Genomic DNA, 19,109 nt, shown 5'->3' with positions numbered 1-19,109 from the left:
AAGGACGGACGAATGAAGCGAGCAAGGTTCACAGAAGAGCAGATCATCGGCGTGCTGAAGGAGCAGGAGGCTGGCGCGAAGACTGTCGACTTGGCTCGTCGCCACGGCGTGTCGGAAGCGACGATCTACAACTGGAAAGCCAAGTATGGCGGTCTGGAGGTCTCGGAGGCCAAGCGGCTGCGGGCGCTTGAGGACGAGAACGCCAAGCTGAAGCGACTGCTGGCCGAGGCGATGCTGGATAATGCCGGCCTGAAGGATCTTCTCGCAAAAAATTGGTAACGCCCGCTGCCAAGCGAGAGGCGGTCGCTCGTCTCCAGGCGGTACTGGGGATGAGCGAGCGGCGGGCGTGCCGTGTTATCGGCGCTGACCGGAAGAGCATGCGCTATCGGTCACAGCGGGAAGATGATGCTGACCTTCGGTCGAAGCTGCGCGAGCTTGCGCAGCAGCGCCGCCGGTTTGGCTATCGTCGGCTGCACATCCTGCTGCGGCGGGAGGGCGTGGTGATCAACCGGAAGAAGACACAGCGTCTTTATAGCGAGGAGAAGCTGGCGGTCCGACGCAGGCGCAACCGGCGTCGTGCCATCGGCGCACGGGCACCGGCTCCGGTTCTGGCGCTACCCAACCAGCGATGGAGCCTGGACTTCGTCCATGATCAGCTGGCTACGGGACGCCGGTTCCGGGTGCTCAACATCGTCGATGATGTAACCCGCGAGTGCCTGCGCGCGGTGCCGGACACTTCGATCTCGGGGCGTCGGGTGGTGCGCGAGCTCAGCGAGCTGATCGCCGAACGCGGCAAACCTGGGATGATTGTCAGCGACAATGGCACCGAGCTGACCTCGAACGCCGTCCTCGCCTGGTGCGGGGAAGTCGGGGTGGAGTGGCACTATATCGCCCCGGGCAAGCCGATGCAGAATGGTTACGTCGAGAGCTTCAACGGTCGGATGCGCGACGAGCTGCTCAACGAGACCCTGTTCCTGAGCCTGGACCATGCCCGGGTGGTGATCGCCGCTTGGGCAGAGGATTACAACCAGGAGAGGCCGCACTCATCCCTTGGATACGAAACCCCTGCGGCCTTCGCCGCTGAACTGCATAAGCAATGGCCTGCTTCGCTACGCCCTACGGGCTCCGCTGCGCAGGCCATTGCTCAACCCGCGCTCATGCGCAACAAAGCTGCCAGCCTCTAATCCGCGCTGGTGGAAATCAGGGGGTCAGGTCATCAGCGACAATGGCACCGAGCTGACCTCGAACGCCGTCCTCGCCTGGTGCGGGGAAGTCGGGGTGGAGTGGCACTATATCGCCCCGGGCAAGCCGATGCAGAATGGTTACGTCGAGAGCTTCAACGGTCGGATGCGCGACGAGCTGCTCAACGAGACCCTGTTCCTGAGCCTGGACCATGCCCGGGTGGTGATCGCCGCTTGGGCAGAGGATTACAACCAGGAGAGGCCGCACTCATCCCTTGGATACGAAACCCCTGCGGCCTTCGCCGCTGAACTGCATAAGCAATGGCCTGCTTCGCTACGCCCTACGGGCTCCGCTGCGCAGGCCATTGCTCAACCCGCGCTCATGCGCAACAAAGCTGCCAGCCTCTAATCCGCGCTGGTGGAAATCAGGGGGTCAGGTCAATACCGGTTGGATCAACAACAAAAAATTTCCCAAAAGCTTGCTCAGTGAACTTACGAACTGCTTCGCGAATTTTTTTCGACTTAAAGAGATGCCACAGCAGATTTTCGGGCGGGCGATCAAGATCTCCCGTTGGCTTTGGGTCGATCAGCTCAAACCGCGTGCGACCATCAAGTCGAGTAGTGAAAAATCGAACAAAATACTGACGAAGTTGTAAAATTTGATTGTTTTTATGCCAATCAACAAAGCTCGTACTCTGTATTTGAGTTCTAAGCTCTTGCTCGTTATTTCTAGATCGTGGGCGAAAAAACCAGAGAATTCCTGGTTGCACTCCCTGCCCTTGGGGGGCTTCCGTCCGGTACACCATCATCATTCGATCAATCGCCTCACCGTTTTGGGGCATGGCAATTTCGATTTGGTCTAAAAGGACAGACGACACTTCTAGGCCCGAGCAATACGCCTCAATTTCGCGCAAGGTCTGGCTTTTGCCCGCACTGTTCGGTCCAACCAGTATGGTCACATTTGGGCATTCAATTTCAAGAGGAGGTTGGTCAGGTGCACTGCCAGCTACAAATCGCAGGCGTTCTATCCGTAACGTGTCTTTCATCTGGCTTTCCACGAAAATTCCACCTGTGACGCCATCATCGACTGCAACAGCAACCAATTTTCTGTTCTAAGACGCAATAGCAATGCTTCCAAAAATGGTGGCAGCTTTCGGGAATAGCGGCAAGCGGTCCGAACGGCGAAGACGGGCGCAAAGCTGCCGAAGCCCAAGTTAGCAGGCAAACAAAAAGGGGCCGCCGGGCAGGCGACCCCTTCTATCCTCTCCCTAAAGCGGGCAGGCTGTTCTTTAGTCGGCCTTCGTCTGAAGGTTGACGGCCGCATATTTGCCGCGGCGGTCGACTTCCAGTTCGAAGTCGAGGCGGTCGCCTTCATTCAGGGCGCTCATGCCGGCGCGTTCTACGGCGCTGATGTGCACGAACGCGTCGGGCTGGCCGTCGTCGCGCTGGATGAAGCCGAAGCCCTTCATGGCGTTGAAGAACTTGACCGTGCCGCTGGCGCGTTCGCCGGTGAGCTGGCGCTGCGGGCCGCGGTCGCCGCCGCCCGGACGATCGCCGAAGCCGCCGGCGCGGGGTTCGCGGGGGGCGCGTTCGGTGACGGGGAGCGGTTCGCCCTCGATCTTGAGATCGGTGGCCGACACCTTGCCGCCGCGATCCACCAGGGTGAAGCCGAGCGGCTGGCCTTCGGCGAGGCCCGTCAGGCCCGCCTGCTCGACGGCGCTGATGTGGACGAACACGTCTTCGCCGCCATCGTCGCGGACGATGAAGCCGAAGCCCTTCTGCCCGTTGAAGAATTTGACCACGCCGGTGCCTTCACCGACGACCTGCGCGGGCATGCCGCGGCCACCGCCGCCGAAACCGCCGCCGCCGCCGCGACCACCGCCAAAGCCGCCGCCACCGCCGCCGCCGCCGAAACCGCCACGGTCGCCGCCGAAGCCGCCACCGCCGCCGCCGAAGCGGTCGCCGCCGCCGAAGCCACCACGATCACCACCGAAACCGCCGCGGTCGAACCCACCGCCGAAGCCGCCACGGCCGCCTTCATAGAAACTGTCGTCGCCGAAACTGTCGCGCTTGTCCTTGCCGCGCCCGCCGCGGCGACCTCTATCAAAACTCATGCCCTGTTGGTCACTTTCGCTTCGCCCCAGACTAAACCAGACAAGCATGTCGGGCGAATGACATGCAGAATCCACCGCTCACGCGCGGTTTGGGAATCACTATATCAACTTTTCCGGGACAGGCGAATGATTTTTGAGGCGGGTAAAAGGCCTGAAAATGGCGGCTTTGCGACCGCCCCGGTCGCCTTTCGTTCCCGGTCGCCAAGGGGCGATTGCGAACCGGCGGCTTTGGCCATAGAGGGGAATCATGACCGTCCATTTCCATGAAGAGGATTTGCCCGAGGGCGTCCTTGCCCCCGGCCCGATCGCCGTCGACACCGAAACCATGGGGCTGATCACGCCCCGCGACCGCCTGTGCGTCGTGCAGATCAGCGACGGCGGGGGGGACGAGCATCTGGTCCGCTTCAACCCCGGCAGCGATTATGCCGCGCCGAACCTGCGCGCGGCGCTGGCCGATCCGGAGCGGCTGAAGCTCTATCATTTCGGGCGTTTCGACATTGCGGCGATACGCCATTATCTGGGCGTGGTGGCGGCGCCCGTCTATTGCACCAAGATCGCGTCGCGGCTGGTGCGGACCTATACCGACCGGCATGGCCTTAAAGAACTGGTGCGCGAGCTGCTGGGGCAGGAGATCAGCAAGCAGCAGCAGTCGAGCGACTGGGGCGCGCCCGTGCTGTCCGACGCGCAGAAGGATTATGCGGCGTCGGACGTCCGGTACCTGCATGCGCTGAAGGCGGAGCTGGACAAGCGGCTGGTGCGCGAGGGGCGGATGGAACTGGCGCAGGCCTGTTTCGATTTCCTGCCGCACCGGGCGGAGCTGGACCTGGCGGGTTGGCCGGAGATCGACATCTTCGCGCATATGTGAGGGCTGAACCCATGTCGATACAGGCCGATCAGCAACGCAATGTGCGCCGTCACTGGGCGCGGCCGGGGGGGAGCCACGACCGGCTGGTCGGGCTGCTCAAGAACTGGTTGCCGGTGTCGGTGGGCGTGCTGGCGGCGTTGCTGGCGACGGCGCCCTTCACCGGGGGGGACAAGGTGAGCTTCGTGCTCGACAAGAACAAGGTCGAGGTGGCGAAGGAACGGATGCGCGTGACCGAGGCGCTCTATCGCGGGGAGGACAGCAAGGGGCAGCCCTTTTCCCTGCGGGCTGGCTCTGCCGTGCAGAAGAGTTCGCGCGAGCCGATCGTCGACCTTAACGACATGTCGGCGCGGATCCTGCTGTCCGACGGGCAGGCGCTGCTGCGGGCGCAGAAGGGGCGGTACGACATGGATACGGAGCGGGTCGCGATCGACGGGCCGGTGCAGTTCCAGTCGGAGGGCGGATACCGGATGACCACGCGGGACGTGGGCGTGGACCTCAAGACGCGGCGGATGCAGAGCGCGGGGCGGGTCGACGGGCGGATACCCATCGGGACGTTCAGCGGCGACCATCTGGAGGCCGACCTGAGCGCGCGGACAGTGACGCTGAACGGGCGGGCGAGCTTGCGTATCGAACAAAATGGTCTCAAAGGGCAAAGGTGATGAGAAAGCCCCTTCTTTTGCTGTCGCTGGGCGCGGTGGGCGCGGCGGGCCTCCTTTATGCGGGGGCGGACGCGCAGGTGCTGAAGAATCATGACAGCAATGCGCCGGTCAACTTCACCGCCGACCGGATCGAGGTGCAGGACCGCGCCGACCGCGTCGTGGTGTCCGGCAATGTCGAGGTGACGCAGGCGGGCATGACGCTGAATGCGGCGCGGATGACGGTGGCTTACCGGAACCAGCCGGGGGGCGGGACCGGGCCGGGCGGCGTGGAGATCGACCGGATCGATGCGTCCGGCAATGTCGTGGTGCGCAAGGCGGACCAGACGGCGAAGGGCAATGTCGCGATCTACGACCTCAACAGCAGGCTGATCACCATGCTGGGCAATGTGTCGCTGACGCAGGGGGCGAACCGGCTGACCGGGGGGCGGCTGGTGATCGACCTGACCAGCGGGCGCTCGACCGTGGACGGGCGGGCTGCCGGGGGCGGCGGTCCGGGGATTTCCGGGAGCGGCTCGGGCGGGCGCGTGTCGGGGACTTTCACGGTGCCGCAGCGGAAGGATTGAGCCGGGGCGACGTAAGGAGCCTGGGCGGAGTTGGATGAAGGGGGCGGGCCTGTGGCCCGCGCGATCCCTGGGATCGCAACCCCCTCACCCAGCTACGACTAGGCAGCAAGCTGCCAAGTCTGCGCAGCCCTCTCCCTTGAGGGAGAGGGATAATGGGGTTTGCTGACTGCTCTTGGTTGTCGTTTTGGGCTTTCGGCGGCGGTTATGGGCGGACGTCCCACCGGATGAGATCGACCTCGCCCCCTCCCCCCACCGTCAGTTCGCCGAAGGCGCCGGTGCGGAGTTTGAGGTCGGCGAGCGGCAGGCCTAGCGCAAGGAGCGCGAAGCGGGCGGCGCCGTTGCTGGTGACGAGGAGATCGGCGCCCTCCCCTGCTTGCGCGAACCATTGCTTCCAGGCGGCGATGCGCGGTTCGGCGTCGACTTTCCAGTCCCTGGGGGGGATGCCCTGCTGGTCCCAGGCGGCGAGGGCCTGGGGGCCGAGGCGGGTCAGGACCTGCGCCTCCGGTTGGCCTTCGTCGGGGCCGTGGTCGATCTCGTTGAGCCAGGGAAGGGAGCCGTCGCTGGCGTGGCCGGTGGCGGCGGCGATGCTGGCGGCGGTCTGCCGGGCGCGGAGGAGCGGGCTGCTGTGGAGGCGGCGGATCGGCAAGTTCTGCGCCGCGAACCAGACGCCGAGGCGGTCGGCCTGGGCATGGCCGCTTTCCACCAGCGGAATGTCGGTGCGCGCGCCGATGCGGCGGGCCTGCGCGCTGCTTTCGAAGGTGTTGCCGTGGCGGATGATGAAGATGCGGCGCATGGACCGATGATGTTTCCCGACTTCGCTCGAAACGAACGGAAGATGTTGAGGATCAGGGGGTGGGGTCGCCATGGGCGGCGATCAGCGCCTCGACACGGGCGATGTCGGCTTCGGTGTCGATGCCGGAGCTGTCGAAGACCGGCGGGGATACCGGGACTGTGGTGATGGGGATGCCGAGTTCGAGCAGGCGGAGCTGTTCGAGGCCTTCGAGATTTTCCAGCGCCGTGGGGGGCGTGGCTTCGAAGCGGGTCAGGGCTGCGAGCGTGTAGCCGTAGAGGCCGACATGGCGCCAGACCGGGGAGAGCGGCTGGCTTTGGCGCAGGGCGTCCTCGTTGCGGATGGCGGGGATGATGGTCTTCGAGAACCAGAGGGCGCGGCCGTCGGGCGCGCGGGCGCAGGTGGTGCCGCTGAAGGGCGAGCGGGTCTTGTGGTCGCGCAGGGCGTCGAGCGCGGGCCAGTCGAGGGCGATGACGGGGGTGGCGACCTGTGCGCCGGATTCCAGCGCGGCGATGACGGCGCGGAGAGCGTCCTGGGGCTGGAAGGGGCTGTCGCCCTGGAGGTTGACGATGAAGCGGGGTTGGCTGTCGCACTGGCGGGCGGCGGCGAGGGCGCGGCCGGAACCGGTGGCGATGGCGCTGTCGGTCAGGGCGGCGTCGCAGCCCGCGGCGCGGGCGTGGGCGGCGATTTCCTCGTCGTCGGTGGCGACGAGCAGCTGGATGTCGGAGAGGCCGGTCGTGGCGGCGCGGGCCATGGCGATGGTCCGGTGCAGCAGCGTGCGGCCCGCGATCGGGCGCAGCGGCTTGCGCGGGAGGCGGGAGGAGCCGGCGCGGGCGGGGATGACGATGAGGGTGGGCGGGGTCATTTCAGGAGCAATGCCGTTGAGGAGCTGCGTGAAGGGGCATGTGCGGAAAGGCGGTCAGGGGGCGGGACAGGGGCGGGTGGACGGATCGGGATGGGGGACGGATCGGGATGGGGGACATGGCCAGGAGCGGACGCGGGGTGTTGCCCTCCCCTTCAAGGGTGGGGGCGTGCCCCACGCGCAAACTCAGCCTGTAGAGGCACGCCCCCACCCCAACCCCTCCCTTGAAGGGGAGGGGCTTAATGGCGGCTTTCCACCCAAATCGATCAGGCTGAAGAACCCCGAATTTGCCCGCCCCGGCTTCCGCCTTTGCGGGAGTGCGGTCGTCCCTGGGGCGAATGGCGCTCAGGCGACGCCCGCGTGGAGGAGGTCGTGCATGTGGAGCGCGCCGACCAGGCGGTCCTTTTCGCAGACGAAAAGGAGCGTGATATTATGGTCGTGCATCAGGCGGAGCGCTTCGGAAGCAAGTTCTTCCGGGCCGACCGACACGGGCCTGACCGTCATGTAGCGGCCGACCGGCTCGTTCATGTGGCGGGTGCCGGTGACGGTGCGGCGCAGGTCGCCGTCGGTGAAGGCGCCGATCAGTTCGCCCTTGCCGTTGACCACCGCCGTGCCGCCAAGCCGGGCGCGGGTCATTTCGATGGTGGCGTCGAGCAGCGAGGCGTCCTCCTCCACGCGGGGCACGTCGCCGCCCGAGGCCATGAGTTCGCGCACCTTGACGAGCTGCGCGCCGAGCCGGCCATTGGGATGGAATTTATGGAAGTCGTCCGCCGAGAAGCCGCGCATTTCCATGAGCGCGATGGCGAGCGCGTCCCCGAAGGCCATCTGGATCGTGGTGGAGGTGGTGGGCGCCAGCGAATTGGGGCACGCTTCCTTCACGTCGGGCATCAGGATGCAGATGTCGGACGCCGCCGCGACCGTGCTGCGCTTGCGCGCGGTCATGCCCAGCAGGGGGATGGCGAAGCGCTTGCAATATTGGATGATCGGGCCGAGTTCGTTGGATTCGCCCGAATGGGACAGCATCAGCACGACGTCGTCCGGCGTGACCATGCCCAGGTCGCCATGGCCCGCATCGGCGGGGTGCAGGAAGATGGCGGGCGTGCCGGTCGAGGTGAGCGTCGCCGTCATCTTGCGCGCGACGATGCCGCTCTTGCCCATGCCGGTGACGATCAGGCGGCCGCGCACATTCATGATGATGCCGACCAGCCGCAGGAAGGTCGCTGAAAATTCCCGGTCGTTGAACTGGTTTTCGAGAGCGCTCAGCCCTTCGGCCGCGATGGACAATGTCCGGCGCGCGGTTTCCGCAATGCGCCCGCCTGAGCCGAATGGCACGATCTTCGTTACTGTCGACACGCGTAAGCCCTTTTTTCCACCGCCGCCGCCGGCTTTTTCCGACTGACGACAGCGGCGACGATCCACCGTCCCAGGGTGTTCCGTCCTTACCTCGTTCCGCGACCCGACCGGTCGAAACGACCGGCACCCGGCTGCCGGGGATAAGCGTCTTCCCCTAGTATTGGCAATCGATTTCGCAAGCGCGAATGATGATTTCCGCGCCATTAACGCCACAATGGATGAAAAAGCGATGAGCCGCCGAATAATATCGGCGGATGGCGGAACCTTTTATGAGGGAAGCGGTTGTGGGGCGCCGTGCTGCATTGCGCCACGGTCAGGGGATAAACCTGTAAAGCGCGCCGTTTATGCGCCTGCCGCCCCACCATGATAGGCGCGGTACCAGTCGACGAAGCGGGGCACCCCCAGTTCGATCCCGGTGGTCGGCGCGAAGCCGATGTCCTGCGCGATGGCGCTGATGTCCGCGAAGGTCGCCGGCACGTCGCCCGGCTGCATCGGCTGGAAGTCGATCTCCGCCTTGCGGCCGCAGGCTTCCTCCAGGACGGAGATGAGGTGCATCAACTCCTCGGGCCGGTTGTTGCCGATATTGTAGAGCCGGTGGGGCGAGCGGCTGCCCCCCGCCTTGGGCGCGCCGTCATCTTCCGGCGCATGGTCGAGGCAGCCGATCACGCCGCTGACGATGTCGTCTATATAGGTGAAGTCGCGCTGCATCCGGCCGTGGTTGAAGACGGGGATCGGCTGGCCCGAGAGGATTTTCGAGGTGAAGATCCACATCGCCATGTCGGGGCGGCCCCACGGGCCGTAGACGGTGAAGAATCGCAGGCCCGTCATGGGAATGCGGAAGAGATGGGCATAGGTCTCGCTCATCAGCTCGTCCGCGCGCTTGGTCGCGGCATAGAGCGAGACGGGGTGGTCGGCGCGGTCCTCGACCCGGAAGGGCAGCGTGTCGTTGCCGCCATAGACCGAGGAGGAGGAGGCGTAGACGAGGTGCCGCACCCGCCTTTCCCGCGCCACTTCCAGCATGTTGACATGGCCCGCGAGGTTGGAGCGGACATAGGCGTGCGGGTTGATCAGCGAATAGCGCACGCCGGCCTGCGCGCCCAGATGGACGATCGCGTCGACGGGATGGTCGTGCAGCGCCGCCTGGAGCGCGTCCATGTCGGCGAAGTCCAGCTCCGCGAAGGTGAACAGGCCGCCATGGCGATCGTGCAGGGCGGCGATCCGGTCCCGCTTCAGCGAGACGGGGTAATAGTCGTTCATATTGTCGATGCCGAAGACGGCCCGGCCTTCGGACAGAAGACGGTCCGCGACGGCCATGCCGATGAAGCCGGCGGCGCCGGTCACGAGGATTGTCATGGGTTGCGGGTTCCTGTCCTTGCCTTGGCGCTGGAGTCTTTCACAGACAATCCGGGAGGCGATGTAAAGGGCTTTCCCCAGAAGCTCCGTGTTAGTCCCTAAAAATTGCCGGGGAGGGATGCGGATGGGCTGGCGGAAATGGGTGGTTTTCCTGCCATCAAGCCCCTCCCCTTCAGGGTCAAACGAGGCACGTGACTCGTTTGAAGGGTTGGGGTGGGGGAGTGCCTCTACAGGCTGAGTTTGCGCGTGGGGCACGCCCCCACCCCTCGGTCCCCTCCCCTGAAGGGGAGGGGAAGCATTGTCGTCCGGTAGCCCCGGGCAGATGGGATATTGCATGAGGGTGGGACTGCATAAGGGTGGGACTGCAATAAGGGTGGGACTGGGACCGGCCCTTGCAGACGCACGACTTGCCTGGATCGAGCCCAGATGATCCAAAGCCACTATTCAGGTCCGCCTTCGGCAAGCTAGACCATCCCTTTTCCCGGGGGATGGATTGCCGATCCTTGTCGAAATCGCCGGATGGCTGGGCGCGTTGCTGGTGTTGGGCGCCTATCTGCTCGTGTCGAGCGGGCATGTGTCCGGCAAGTCGGCCCTGTTCCAAGGGATGAACGCTCTGGGTTCGACGCTGTTCATCCTCAACACATGGTGGCACGGCGCCATCCCCTCGATGGTGCTCAACATCATCTGGCTCGGCATAGGCGCGGTCGCGTTGATGCGCATCGCCCGCCAATAGCCCTCATTTCAAAAACCCAAGAAAGGCTGGGGTGGCAGGCCATGTTCTCTTTGGCTACCAGCATGGTGGAGATGAAGAAAGCGCTGATCGTCCGACATGTGCCGCGGGAGGGAGCGGCAGGCTATCTCCAGCCGATCGAGGCCGCGGGCTATGCGATCGAACGGATCGACGTCGCCAGCCCCGACTTTGCCGATGTCGACCTCTGTACCCCGGACCTGTTGATCATGATGGGCGGCCCGATGGGCGTCTATGAGCAGGACCTGCACCCCTGGATTCCGCTCCAGATCGAAAAGCTGTCCGCCCGGCTGGAGCAGGACCTGCCGACCCTGGGCGTCTGCCTGGGCAGCCAGATGATCGCCGCCGCGCTCGGCGCGCCCGTCTATCCCGGCGGGCGGATGGAGTTGGGCTTCGCGCCGGTCATGCTGAACGAGGCGGGCGCGGAATCCCCGCTGCGCCATCTGGACGGCGTGCCCGTCCTCCACTGGCACAGCGACACTTTCGACATGCCGACCGGGGTCGAGCTGCTGGCGTCGACCGAAAACTATGCCCATCAGGCCTTTCGCCGCGGTCCCAACCTGCTGGCGTTGCAGTTCCACGCGGAAATGGGCGAAGACCCGCGTTTCGAGGATTGGCTCACGCATTTCTGGGCCGATCTCGACATAGCGAAGCAATGCGGCACTGCCCTTCGGCAGGATCATGCCGACCATGGCCCCGCAGCCGTCGCTGCCGGACGCGCGATGATCGGCGAGTGGTTGAGCGGAATCGGGAACCAGGACCGATCGGCATTCAGGCCATGACGGCCTGCAAATGAGCGCGCGCGGCCTGCGTCCGATTGAACGCGGCGCGCCCTAAAATTCGACTTCCAGTTCCTCGACCTCATCCTTCTCCCCGCGGGCGGCGTCGATCCACTCGCGCATCAGGTCCCAGTCGTTGCTCCAGTTGCAATAGGCGGCCGACCGCCCGGACAGCGCCACGGCATAGGTCAGGAAACGCTGCGCCACGGGGGCGAACATCGCATCGGCCACGGTCGGCCTTTCCCCGAACAGCCAGGGTCCGCCATAGGCGCCGAGGCATTCGGTCCAGATTTCCTCGATCCGCTCGATGTCCTGCTTGGCCCCGGAAAAGACCGGGAACTTTTCGTGCCGCACCTTCAGGTTCATCGGCAGGGCCGAGCGCAGGTTGATGAAGCCGGAGTGGATTTCGCCCGAAACCGAACGGCAGTGCGCCCGCGCGATCCGCTCCGCGGGATAAAGGCCGGCATGCGGATAGAGTTCATGCAGATATTCCGCAATGGCGAGCGTATCCCACACGCCCGCCCCCTCATGGGTCAGGCGGGGCACCAGCACGGACGGCGACAGAAGCAGCAATTCCGCCCGGTTTTCCGGATCGTCGAGCGCAATCGTCTTTTCCACGACCTTCAGCCCGGCCATGCGGCACAGCAGCCATCCGCGCAGGGACCAGGACGAATAAGTCTTGCTGGAAATGGTGAGTTCGGCGTCGGCCATGGCGTTCCTCCCGCTTCATCCCTATGTTTCATCAATCATGATGCGGTGCAATATGCAAAACCTGTATAACGGTCCTGCATGGGACCGAATCGGCACCGAAAGAGCTTAGGACGCGTTTGAGCAAGATGATGATGCTATATAGCGGCTATCAGGCCTGGAACGACATGATGGCCCCTGCGCGCTTCGGTGCTCAGATCGCTCTCTCCTTCAAGGACAAGATGGGACCGGTGGCGGATTGGGCCATGCCCCGCCGCATGTTCGCCCTGATGGACGTGTTCCAGGGCGCGAAGCTGACGCATCGCCGGCCGGCCTATGGCATAACGGAGGTGCATAGCGGCAATGCGGTGGTCGCCGTGCGGGAAGAGGTGGCGCTGGACCTGCCGTTCGGCAACCTGCTGCACTTCGCGAAGGACGATGTCGAAACGCCGCAGCCCAGGGTGCTGGTGGTTGCCCCCATGTCGGGCCATTTCTCGACCCTGCTGCGCAACACCGTTCAGACGCTGCTGCGCGACCATGACGTGTACATCACCGACTGGAAGAACGCCCGGGACGTGCCGCTGAGCGCCGGGCGCTTCGGATTCGACGATTATGTCGACTACATCATGACCTTCATGCAGGAAATCGGGCCGGGATCGCATCTGGTTTCGGTGTGCCAGCCCTGCGTGCCCGCCATGGCGGCGGTGTCGATCATGTCGGAGGACAAGGACCCGGCGACGCCGCGCTCCATGACGCTGATGGGCGGACCGATCGACACGCGCGCCGCGCCCACGGTCGTCAACGAACTGGCCAATGAACAGTCGATCAAATGGTTCGAGGAAAATCTGATCAGCCTGGTGCCGATGCGCTATGCCGGGCGCGGCCGGCGGGTCTATCCCGGCTTCCTCCAGCTTTCCGCCTTCATGTCGATGAACATGGACCGGCATGGCGCCGCGCACCGCGAGCTTTACCAGCTGCTGGCCGACGGCAGGCAGGTCGAGGCGGACAAGATCAAGACCTTTTACGAGGAATATTTCGCCGTGCTCGACATGACGGCGGAATTTTATCTGGAAACGGTGGACAAGGTGTTCCAGCGGACGCTGCTGGCCAAGGGCGAACTCACCTATCGCGGGCGGAAGGTCAATCCGGGCGCCATCCACAAGACGGCGCTGCTGACGGTCGAAGGGGAAAAGGACGACGTGTGCGCCGTGGGCCAGACCGCGGCCGCCCATGCGCTCTGCACGGGCCTGCGCCCGCATCTGAAACGCCATCACCTGCAGCCGGGCGTCGGCCATTATGGCGTCTTTTCCGGCAGCAAATGGGAAAAGCAGGTCTATCCGCAGGTGCGGAACATGATCCTGGCGATGAACGCGGGTTAGCCTTTCCCTAATCATTGGCGGATATGGCCGGGGCATGGACATGGCTTCCCATCCCGCAATGGCGCATGCGCGCGCCTATGCGCCGGTGCAGCGGGCGCGCTGGGCCGCGCTGGCGGACGCGGCGGCGGAGGCCAATGCCTTCTACATGCCCGACATGCTGTGCGCGGCGCTGGACCATCTGGCGGGCGGCACCGCCGTGCGCGTGCTGGAGGCGCAGCGGGACGGGGAACTGATCGGGCTGATGCCTGTGACGGTTTCGGCGCGGCATGGGCGGTTGCCGCTGCGCTGCGTCACCAACTGGATGCACGATCATTGCTTCTTCGGCGCGCCGCTGATCCGGCGGGGGGAGGAAGTGGCGGCGTGGCGGGGGTTGCTGGAGCAGCTGGACGAGGCGGATTGGGCGCCGGGCTTCCTGCATCTGCGGGGGCTGGACGCGGCGGGGGCGAATGCGGCGGCGCTGGAGGCGCTGTGCGTCGAGCAGCGGCGCGGGCGGCGGGAGGTGCATCGGTACGACCGGGCGATGCTGCGGTCGGAACTGGACGCGGACGCCTATTGGGAAACCAATGTGCGGGCCAAGAAGCGCAAGGAATTGCGGCGCCTGCAGAAGCGGCTGGCCGAACTGGGCACGGTCGGGAGCCGGCTGCTGGTCGACGGGGCGGAGCTGGCCGCGTGGTGCGGGGAATTTCTGGCGCTGGAGGCCGCGGGCTGGAAGGGGGCGGAAGGATCGGCGCTGGCCTGCAGGGATGAGGATGCGGCTTTCTTCCGGGCGGCCTGCGCGGCGGCTTTCGAGAACGGGCGGCTGCATTTCCTGCGCATGGACCTGGATGGGCGGGCGATCGCGATGCTGGTCAATTTCCGGCATGGCGAAGGGGCCTTTTCCTTCAAGATCGCCTTTGACGAGGCGCTGGGGCGCTTTTCGCCGGGGGTGCTGATCGAGATCGCCAATCTGCAGGCGGTGCTGGGCGATCCCGCCATCGGCTGGATGGATAGCTGCGCGGCGGCGGATCATCCGATGATCGATAGTCTGTGGGGCGAGCGGCGGACGATCACGCAATATCGCATCGCCCTGCGAGGCGCGGGGCGAAGCGTCGCCTTTGCGCTGGCCAATGGCGTCGAGGCGCTGGGGCAGAGGTTGAAGGGGCAGATATGAACGCGGTGAGCGCCATCGAGGCGGCGGTGTTTCCGGAAGAGGCGCGGGCGGCCTTCGCGGCGGCTTATCCGGACAGGGCGGCGAAGTTGAGCCATGGGCTGGCGGGGCATGCGCTGCTGACGCTGGAGGCTCTGGCCGGGCTGGCGGAGCGGATGCCGGTCGACTCCGTGGAGTATAATCTGGGCAAGCTGCCTTTGGGGGTGCGGGCGGAGGATACGCCGTCCAACGGGCTGACGCTGGGCGAGACGATCCGGACCATAGAAACCAACGGCAGTTGGGCGGTGCTGAAGAATGTCGAGCGGGACGCGGATTATGGCGCGCTGCTGGACCGGGCGCTGGCGGAACTGGCGCCGCTGGTGGAGCGGGAGACCGGGCCGATGCTGCATCGGGAGGCGTTCATCTTCCTGTCCTCGCCCGGCAGCGTGACGCCGTTCCATATGGACCCGGAGCATAATATCCTGCTCCAGATCCGGGGCGAGAAGACGATGACGGTCTTTCCGGCGGGCGACGAGGAACTGGTGCCGGCGGTGCAGAGCGAGGCGTTCCATGCGGGCGGGCATCGCAATCTGGACTGGCGGGACGGGTTTCGCGAGCGGGGCATGGCGGTGACGCTGTTGCCGGGCGATGCGATCCATGTGCCGGTCAAGGCGCCGCATTTCGTGGAGAATGGCCCTGTCGTTTCGGTCAGCCTGTCGGTGACGTGGCGGTCGGAGCGGAGCGTGGCGGAGGGCGAGTTGCACAGCCTGAACGCGCTGCTGCGGCGGCGCGGGCTGCCGGTCGGGCGGATCGGGGCGCGGCCGGAGGCGCAGGGCGCGCGGCGGATCGCCTATCGGATCATGCGGAAGCTGGGCGTCTGAGGATTTTGCGCAAGGCGGCCTCGGCTTCGAGGCGGGGGCTGAAGCGGTCGACCTGCCACCATTCAAGGGCTTCCTCGCGGGTGGCGAGGCTCTGCTTGTAGCGGTCCTTGCCCGCGAGCAGCGAGTAGAGCGCGAGGCCGCGTTCGGCATAATGGGCGACGGCGGCGGCATGGCAGAGCAGGCCGGGCTTGTCCTTCGTCGCGCGGGGGGCGGCGAAGGCGGACTGATAATTCATCGCCGTGCCGTCGTGAAGGACGTTGAGGAGCAGGCCGACGGTTCCGCCGCCATCGGTGAAGCGCAGCAGTTCGACCTTTTCGTCGCGGCTTGCGAGGGTGGCGGCGAAGCGGCGAAAGGCAGGGTCGTCCCAGGCATTGTCGGCGTGGCGGCCGGTGTTGAGGGACCGCATTTCGTCCAGCCATGGGGCGATGTCGGCTGGGGCGGCTTTGGCGATGGCCGGGAGCGCGCCGCCATGGTCCTTGAGGGCGCGGCGGATCTGGGCGCGGCTGTTGGAACTGAGCAGCGACAGATAGTCGGCGGCGCGGACGGCGGCGAGGTCGACCTGATAGACCGGGGAGCGGTCGAGGCGGGTCTTGCGGCGGGCGGGGATTGTCAGGAGCGGCGAGTCGGGGGCGATACCGTCCAGGCGGAGGGCGCGCCAGTCGTTGCGGTTTTGCAGGGCCTGGAGGGCGGCCCGTGTCGCCTCCCCTTCCCTGCCCTTTGCGGCCAGCAAGCCATTATATTCGATGAAGGGGCGGTCGGCGCCGGGGTCGCCGGACTGGTTGAGCGACAGGGTGGCGCTGCGGCCCAGCAGGCGGGGTTGCAGGGCATGGCCGAAGAGGGCGAGCGCGATGTCCCGGCCCTGCGCGTCGGTGACGGCGAGCAGTTCGGGGCGGACGGCGTAGCTTTCCAGCCAGGCGCCGATCCAGGTCCAGCCGAGGAAGAAGCTGGCGGCGGCGCGGGACTCCAGCGCCTGCCAGCGGGGGGCCAGGCTCGCGAGGTCGGGCAGGCGGGTGAAGTGGGCGGTGAGGGCCATTGCGGGCCCCCTTTTGGCAGAGCGGCGGCGGGGGTCAAGCTTGCAGCACCTCAAGCTGTATGGGCAGGTGGGGAAGGTGGGGAATGGCCAATCCAAGACATTCCCCTCCCGCAGGCGGGAGGGGTTAGGGGTGGGCCGCGAGCGAAGCGAGCTTCCGGTTTAGCCGTTGAAAACCGCCGCCGGCGTCGCGCCAGCCCACCCCCTAACCCCCTCCCGCCTGCGGGAGGGGGAATGACTATAAACCACCCAAACCGGTCGGGACCATCACAATTCGCGGCGCAATGCGGGGTCGACCGAGCCATCGGGGCGGACGCCCGCGCGTTTGAGGTCGCGGCCCATTTTCCCCGTCAGGAACCGGTACCACATCACGAAATCGGCCCGCAGCGACCAGAAGGGATAGCGGAAGGTCGCCGGGCGGTTATGTTCGATCAGGCTGTGGCCGATCCAGGCGAAGCCATAGCCGGCGAGGGGCACGGCGGGGATCATCCACCAGCTTCCCGCGACCGGCAGCGCGGCGATCAGCAGCACGACCAGGCTGGTGCCGGCATAGTGCATCGCCCGCGTGCCCGCATGGGCATGTTCCTGGAGATAATAGGGCCAAAAGTCGCGGAACGCCGCCGTCTTGTCGTCCATCGCATCCCCTCCTGCCTGTGTCCGCAAGCCTATCGGGAAACGGGATGGAAGTTAAGATGGATGCGTCAGGCCGTGTGCCGATCGGGGGCGAACAGGAAATAATCATAGGCCGCCCGCGCCGCTTCGGCCATGATGCGGTCGCGCAGTTCATGGCCCATATGGTCCTTCATCACGAAGACCGAGATGACGAACATGCGGCCATCGGGCAGCGTGACGATGCCCGCGTCGTTGCCGAGGCCGTTCAGCGTCCCGGTCTTGTGCGCGATGCGGGTGCCCGGCGGCAGCATGGCGCGCAGCCGGGCCTTGCCGGTCTTGCAGCGTTCCATGACCGACAGCATCAGCGCGGTCGTCTGGGGCCGCAGCACCCTGCCCAGGCGGATCGCGGCGAGCAGGTCGTCCATCGCCCGCGGCGTGGCGGTGTCGCGCGGGTCGGCGGCGAAGCCCAGATTGGGCATGTCGCGGGCGTCGCGCTGCGCCGCGGAAAGGCCGGATTCCATCGCCGCTTCATCGCCGAAGCCAATGCCCGTCACCTTGGCGCGGGCGAGCAGGTCGCGGGTGTTGCTGTCGACGCGCAGCCCCCTGATCCCGGCGGCGCGGACCCAGTCGTTGACCGCCTGCGGCCCGCCGGCGCGGGCGACGAGGGCGTCGGTCGCCTCATTGTCGCTGAGCGTCAGGCTCATGTCGATCAGGGTGCGCACCGGCAGCGGGCGGCCGAGGCGCATGAGCGGTTCGTCGAGGCTGAGGCTGCCCGCGTCCAGCAGCGAGAGGATCTTGGCCGTGACCGCCACCTTGTAGGTGCTGGCCATCGGGAACAGCGTGTCGCCATTATAGGCGAGCGTCTCCCCAGTGCCGAGGTCGCGCACGGCGATGCCGACCGTGCCGTCGGTCAGCGTGGCGAAACGGGCGAATTCGGCCATCAGGCGGGATTCGGCGCTGTGCTGGACCGGATTGGGCGTCGGGCCGAAGGCGTCGGCGGTGGGCAGCGGAGCCAGGAACAGGCCCAGAAAGGCGATCAGCTTGGTACGAAGGCGCGGCATGCCGCCTGTTTCCCCGATTTGCCGGAGAAGGGCAAGCACTGTTGACAGCGGATCGGCGCGGGGTTCATCACGCCGGGCCATGAGCGATACGATCAAGCTGGACGAGAGCTGGCGCGCACCGCTGCTGCGGGAATTCGAGAGCCCCTATATGCAGGGGCTGAAGCGCTTCCTTCAGGAGGAGAAGGCGCAGGGCAAGCGCATCTTCCCCAAGGGCAGCGAATATTTCCGGGCGCTGGACCTGACGCCGCTGGACAGGGTGAAGGTGGTGGTGCTGGGGCAGGACCCCTATCATGGCGAGGGGCAGGCGCATGGCCTGTGCTTTTCGGTGAAGCCGGGGGTGCGGACGCCGCCGTCGCTGGTCAATATCTACAAGGAATTGCAGAGCGACCTGGGCCTGCCGCCGCCGCGCCACGGTTTCCTGGAGCATTGGGCGCGGCAGGGCGTGCTGCTGCTGAACAGCGTGCTGACGGTGGAGATGGGCAAGGCGGCGTCGCACCAGAAGCGCGGCTGGGAACAGTTCACCGACGCGATCATCCGGCTGGTCAACCAGCAGCGCGAGCCGGTCGTGTTCCTGCTGTGGGGCAGCTATGCGCAGCGCAAGGCGGAATTCGTCGACCGGAGCCGGCATCTGGTGCTGAAGGCGGCGCACCCCTCCCCCCTTTCGGCGCATAACGGGTTCCTGGGGTGCCGGCATTTTTCGCAGGCCAACGCCTTTCTGGAGGAGAAGGGGCGCGGGGCGATCGACTGGGGATTGCCGGAGACGGCGGCGGCATGAATTTCGACGACCAGTTGCACCGCTATTTCGGGGTGCGGGATGTGGACGCGCTGACGCCCGATGCCCTGGAAGCGGGGCTGGAGCGCATGCAGGTGGATTTCGGGCTGGAGACGGACGGGCGGCGGCGCTTTGCGCTGTGGTCGCTGATGTTCCTGCTGGGGGCGGCGCCCGATCTGGACGAGGCGTTCGAGGACCCGGCGGACCGGGACGCGGCGCGGGACTTCATGGAGATGATGGAACGGGCCGAGGACGAGTAGGGTTTTGCCGCCGCGCAGGAACAGGGTAATCTGT

The 19,109-nt window shown here is 65.9% G+C and carries 21 protein-coding genes and 1 pseudogene; 12 read left to right on the top strand and 10 right to left on the bottom strand.

Annotated elements, in window-relative coordinates; all coding sequences use genetic code 11:
• Positions 1-12 precede the first annotated feature (12 nt).
• Together EGM87_RS16600 and EGM87_RS16595 are read left to right on the top strand one after the other, a co-directional pair.
• Positions 13-1,184, top strand: a protein-coding gene (locus EGM87_RS16600) for an IS3 family transposase (RefSeq protein WP_101756503.1) whose coding sequence is annotated in 2 segments (ribosomal slippage) — positions 13-265 and positions 265-1,184 — 1,173 coding nt in all. Because the reading frame shifts where the segments join, the coding sequence is not laid out codon by codon here.
• Positions 1,185-1,206: 22 nt separating this feature from the next.
• A pseudogene (locus EGM87_RS16595) lies at positions 1,207-1,590 on the top strand (transposase family protein); the annotation flags it as partial.
• Between the two features lie 16 nt (positions 1,591-1,606).
• Here EGM87_RS16595 and EGM87_RS16590 read toward each other — a convergent pair.
• A complete protein-coding gene (locus EGM87_RS16590) occupies positions 1,607-2,227 on the bottom strand; it encodes an ATP-binding cassette domain-containing protein (protein ID WP_137709543.1) in 621 nt (206 codons plus the stop codon).
• A 243-nt stretch (positions 2,228-2,470) separates the two neighbouring features.
• Positions 2,471-3,295, bottom strand: coding sequence for a cold-shock protein (locus tag EGM87_RS16585; protein ID WP_137709544.1), 825 nt, complete (start codon positions 3,293-3,295; stop codon positions 2,471-2,473).
• A 247-nt stretch (positions 3,296-3,542) separates the two neighbouring features.
• On the opposite strand from EGM87_RS16585, the gene EGM87_RS16580 reads away from it, so the two are divergent.
• From EGM87_RS16580 to EGM87_RS16570, 3 genes are read left to right on the top strand one after another with little or no spacing between them, the layout of a single operon-like run.
• Positions 3,543-4,160, top strand: coding sequence for a ribonuclease D (locus EGM87_RS16580; RefSeq protein ID WP_025552208.1), 618 nt, complete (start codon positions 3,543-3,545; stop codon positions 4,158-4,160).
• 11 nt (positions 4,161-4,171) lie between these two features.
• Positions 4,172-4,819 carry an LPS export ABC transporter periplasmic protein LptC gene (locus EGM87_RS16575; protein ID WP_044661371.1) on the top strand — a complete coding sequence of 216 codons (648 nt, stop codon included), beginning with the start codon at positions 4,172-4,174 and terminating at the stop codon, positions 4,817-4,819.
• Positions 4,819-5,382, top strand: a complete 564-nt coding sequence (locus EGM87_RS16570; protein ID WP_137709545.1) for an LptA/OstA family protein — start codon at positions 4,819-4,821, stop codon at positions 5,380-5,382. Before EGM87_RS16575 ends, EGM87_RS16570 begins: the two co-directional genes overlap by 1 nt.
• A gap of 202 nt (positions 5,383-5,584) precedes the next feature.
• Here EGM87_RS16570 and EGM87_RS16565 read toward each other — a convergent pair whose 3' ends face one another.
• The 4 genes from EGM87_RS16565 to EGM87_RS16550 form a co-directional block, all read right to left on the bottom strand.
• On the bottom strand, positions 5,585-6,175 hold the full coding sequence (locus tag EGM87_RS16565) for a histidine phosphatase family protein (protein WP_137709546.1): 591 nt from the start codon (positions 6,173-6,175) through the stop codon (positions 5,585-5,587).
• Positions 6,176-6,227: 52 nt separating this feature from the next.
• Positions 6,228-7,037: a 3-deoxy-manno-octulosonate cytidylyltransferase gene (locus EGM87_RS16560; RefSeq protein WP_137709547.1), complete on the bottom strand. Its 810-nt coding sequence runs from the start codon at positions 7,035-7,037 to the stop codon at positions 6,228-6,230.
• Between the two features lie 342 nt (positions 7,038-7,379).
• Positions 7,380-8,387, bottom strand: a complete 1,008-nt coding sequence (locus EGM87_RS16555) for a KpsF/GutQ family sugar-phosphate isomerase (protein ID WP_044661368.1) — start codon at positions 8,385-8,387, stop codon at positions 7,380-7,382.
• 342 nt (positions 8,388-8,729) lie between these two features.
• Positions 8,730-9,740, bottom strand: a complete 1,011-nt coding sequence (locus EGM87_RS16550) for an NAD-dependent epimerase/dehydratase family protein (protein WP_099186370.1) — start codon at positions 9,738-9,740, stop codon at positions 8,730-8,732.
• A gap of 493 nt (positions 9,741-10,233) precedes the next feature.
• On the opposite strand from EGM87_RS16550, the gene EGM87_RS16545 reads away from it, so the two are divergent.
• The gene (locus tag EGM87_RS16545; protein WP_044661366.1) at positions 10,234-10,473 is read left to right on the top strand and encodes a CBU_0592 family membrane protein; all 240 of its coding nucleotides are present in this window, start codon (positions 10,234-10,236) and stop codon (positions 10,471-10,473) included.
• Between the two features lie 71 nt (positions 10,474-10,544).
• Positions 10,545-11,270 (top strand): glutamine amidotransferase, encoded by a 726-nt coding sequence (locus EGM87_RS16540; protein ID WP_048576291.1) that lies wholly within the window; start codon positions 10,545-10,547, stop codon positions 11,268-11,270.
• 51 nt (positions 11,271-11,321) lie between these two features.
• On the opposite strand, the gene EGM87_RS16535 is transcribed toward EGM87_RS16540, so the two are convergent.
• A complete protein-coding gene (locus EGM87_RS16535) occupies positions 11,322-11,978 on the bottom strand; it encodes a glutathione S-transferase (RefSeq protein ID WP_103001475.1) in 657 nt (218 codons plus the stop codon).
• A gap of 125 nt (positions 11,979-12,103) precedes the next feature.
• Here EGM87_RS16535 and EGM87_RS16530 point away from each other — a divergent pair, with 125 nt between their 5' ends.
• The 3 genes from EGM87_RS16530 to EGM87_RS16520 are packed head-to-tail and all read left to right on the top strand — an operon-like array spanning position 12,104 to position 15,340.
• The gene (locus EGM87_RS16530; protein WP_044662997.1) at positions 12,104-13,333 is read left to right on the top strand and encodes a polyhydroxyalkanoate depolymerase; all 1,230 of its coding nucleotides are present in this window, start codon (positions 12,104-12,106) and stop codon (positions 13,331-13,333) included.
• A gap of 34 nt (positions 13,334-13,367) precedes the next feature.
• Positions 13,368-14,483 carry a GNAT family N-acetyltransferase gene (locus EGM87_RS16525; protein WP_137709548.1) on the top strand — a complete coding sequence of 372 codons (1,116 nt, stop codon included), beginning with the start codon at positions 13,368-13,370 and terminating at the stop codon, positions 14,481-14,483.
• Positions 14,480-15,340: a cupin-like domain-containing protein gene (locus EGM87_RS16520; protein WP_137709549.1), complete on the top strand. Its 861-nt coding sequence runs from the start codon at positions 14,480-14,482 to the stop codon at positions 15,338-15,340. The genes EGM87_RS16525 and EGM87_RS16520 overlap by 4 nt, the downstream gene beginning before the upstream one ends.
• On the opposite strand, the gene EGM87_RS16515 is transcribed toward EGM87_RS16520, so the two are convergent.
• From EGM87_RS16515 to EGM87_RS16505, 3 genes are all read right to left on the bottom strand, one after another.
• Positions 15,318-16,373: a GNAT family N-acetyltransferase gene (locus EGM87_RS16515; RefSeq protein ID WP_137709550.1), complete on the bottom strand. Its 1,056-nt coding sequence runs from the start codon at positions 16,371-16,373 to the stop codon at positions 15,318-15,320. The genes EGM87_RS16520 and EGM87_RS16515 overlap by 23 nt on opposite strands.
• 264 nt (positions 16,374-16,637) lie before the next feature.
• Positions 16,638-17,006: an Mpo1-like protein gene (locus EGM87_RS16510; RefSeq protein WP_137709551.1), complete on the bottom strand. Its 369-nt coding sequence runs from the start codon at positions 17,004-17,006 to the stop codon at positions 16,638-16,640.
• Between the two features lie 65 nt (positions 17,007-17,071).
• Positions 17,072-18,043: a serine hydrolase gene (locus EGM87_RS16505; RefSeq protein ID WP_137709552.1), complete on the bottom strand. Its 972-nt coding sequence runs from the start codon at positions 18,041-18,043 to the stop codon at positions 17,072-17,074.
• Between the two features lie 79 nt (positions 18,044-18,122).
• Between EGM87_RS16505 and ung the strand changes: the two genes are divergently transcribed.
• Together ung and EGM87_RS16495 are read left to right on the top strand one after the other, a co-directional pair.
• The gene (ung, locus tag EGM87_RS16500) at positions 18,123-18,818 is read left to right on the top strand and encodes a uracil-DNA glycosylase (protein WP_137709553.1); all 696 of its coding nucleotides are present in this window, start codon (positions 18,123-18,125) and stop codon (positions 18,816-18,818) included.
• Positions 18,815-19,075, top strand: a complete 261-nt coding sequence (locus EGM87_RS16495) for a hypothetical protein (RefSeq protein ID WP_137709554.1) — start codon at positions 18,815-18,817, stop codon at positions 19,073-19,075. The genes ung and EGM87_RS16495 overlap by 4 nt, the downstream gene beginning before the upstream one ends.
• Positions 19,076-19,109 lie beyond the last annotated feature (34 nt).

The organism is Sphingobium sp. RSMS (assembly GCF_005406185.4).
In the GTDB taxonomy this organism is placed as follows: domain Bacteria; phylum Pseudomonadota; class Alphaproteobacteria; order Sphingomonadales; family Sphingomonadaceae; genus Sphingobium; species Sphingobium fuliginis.
The sequence above is the reverse complement of the archived record's forward strand: the minus strand, read 5'-3'. Positions and strand labels throughout refer to the sequence as shown.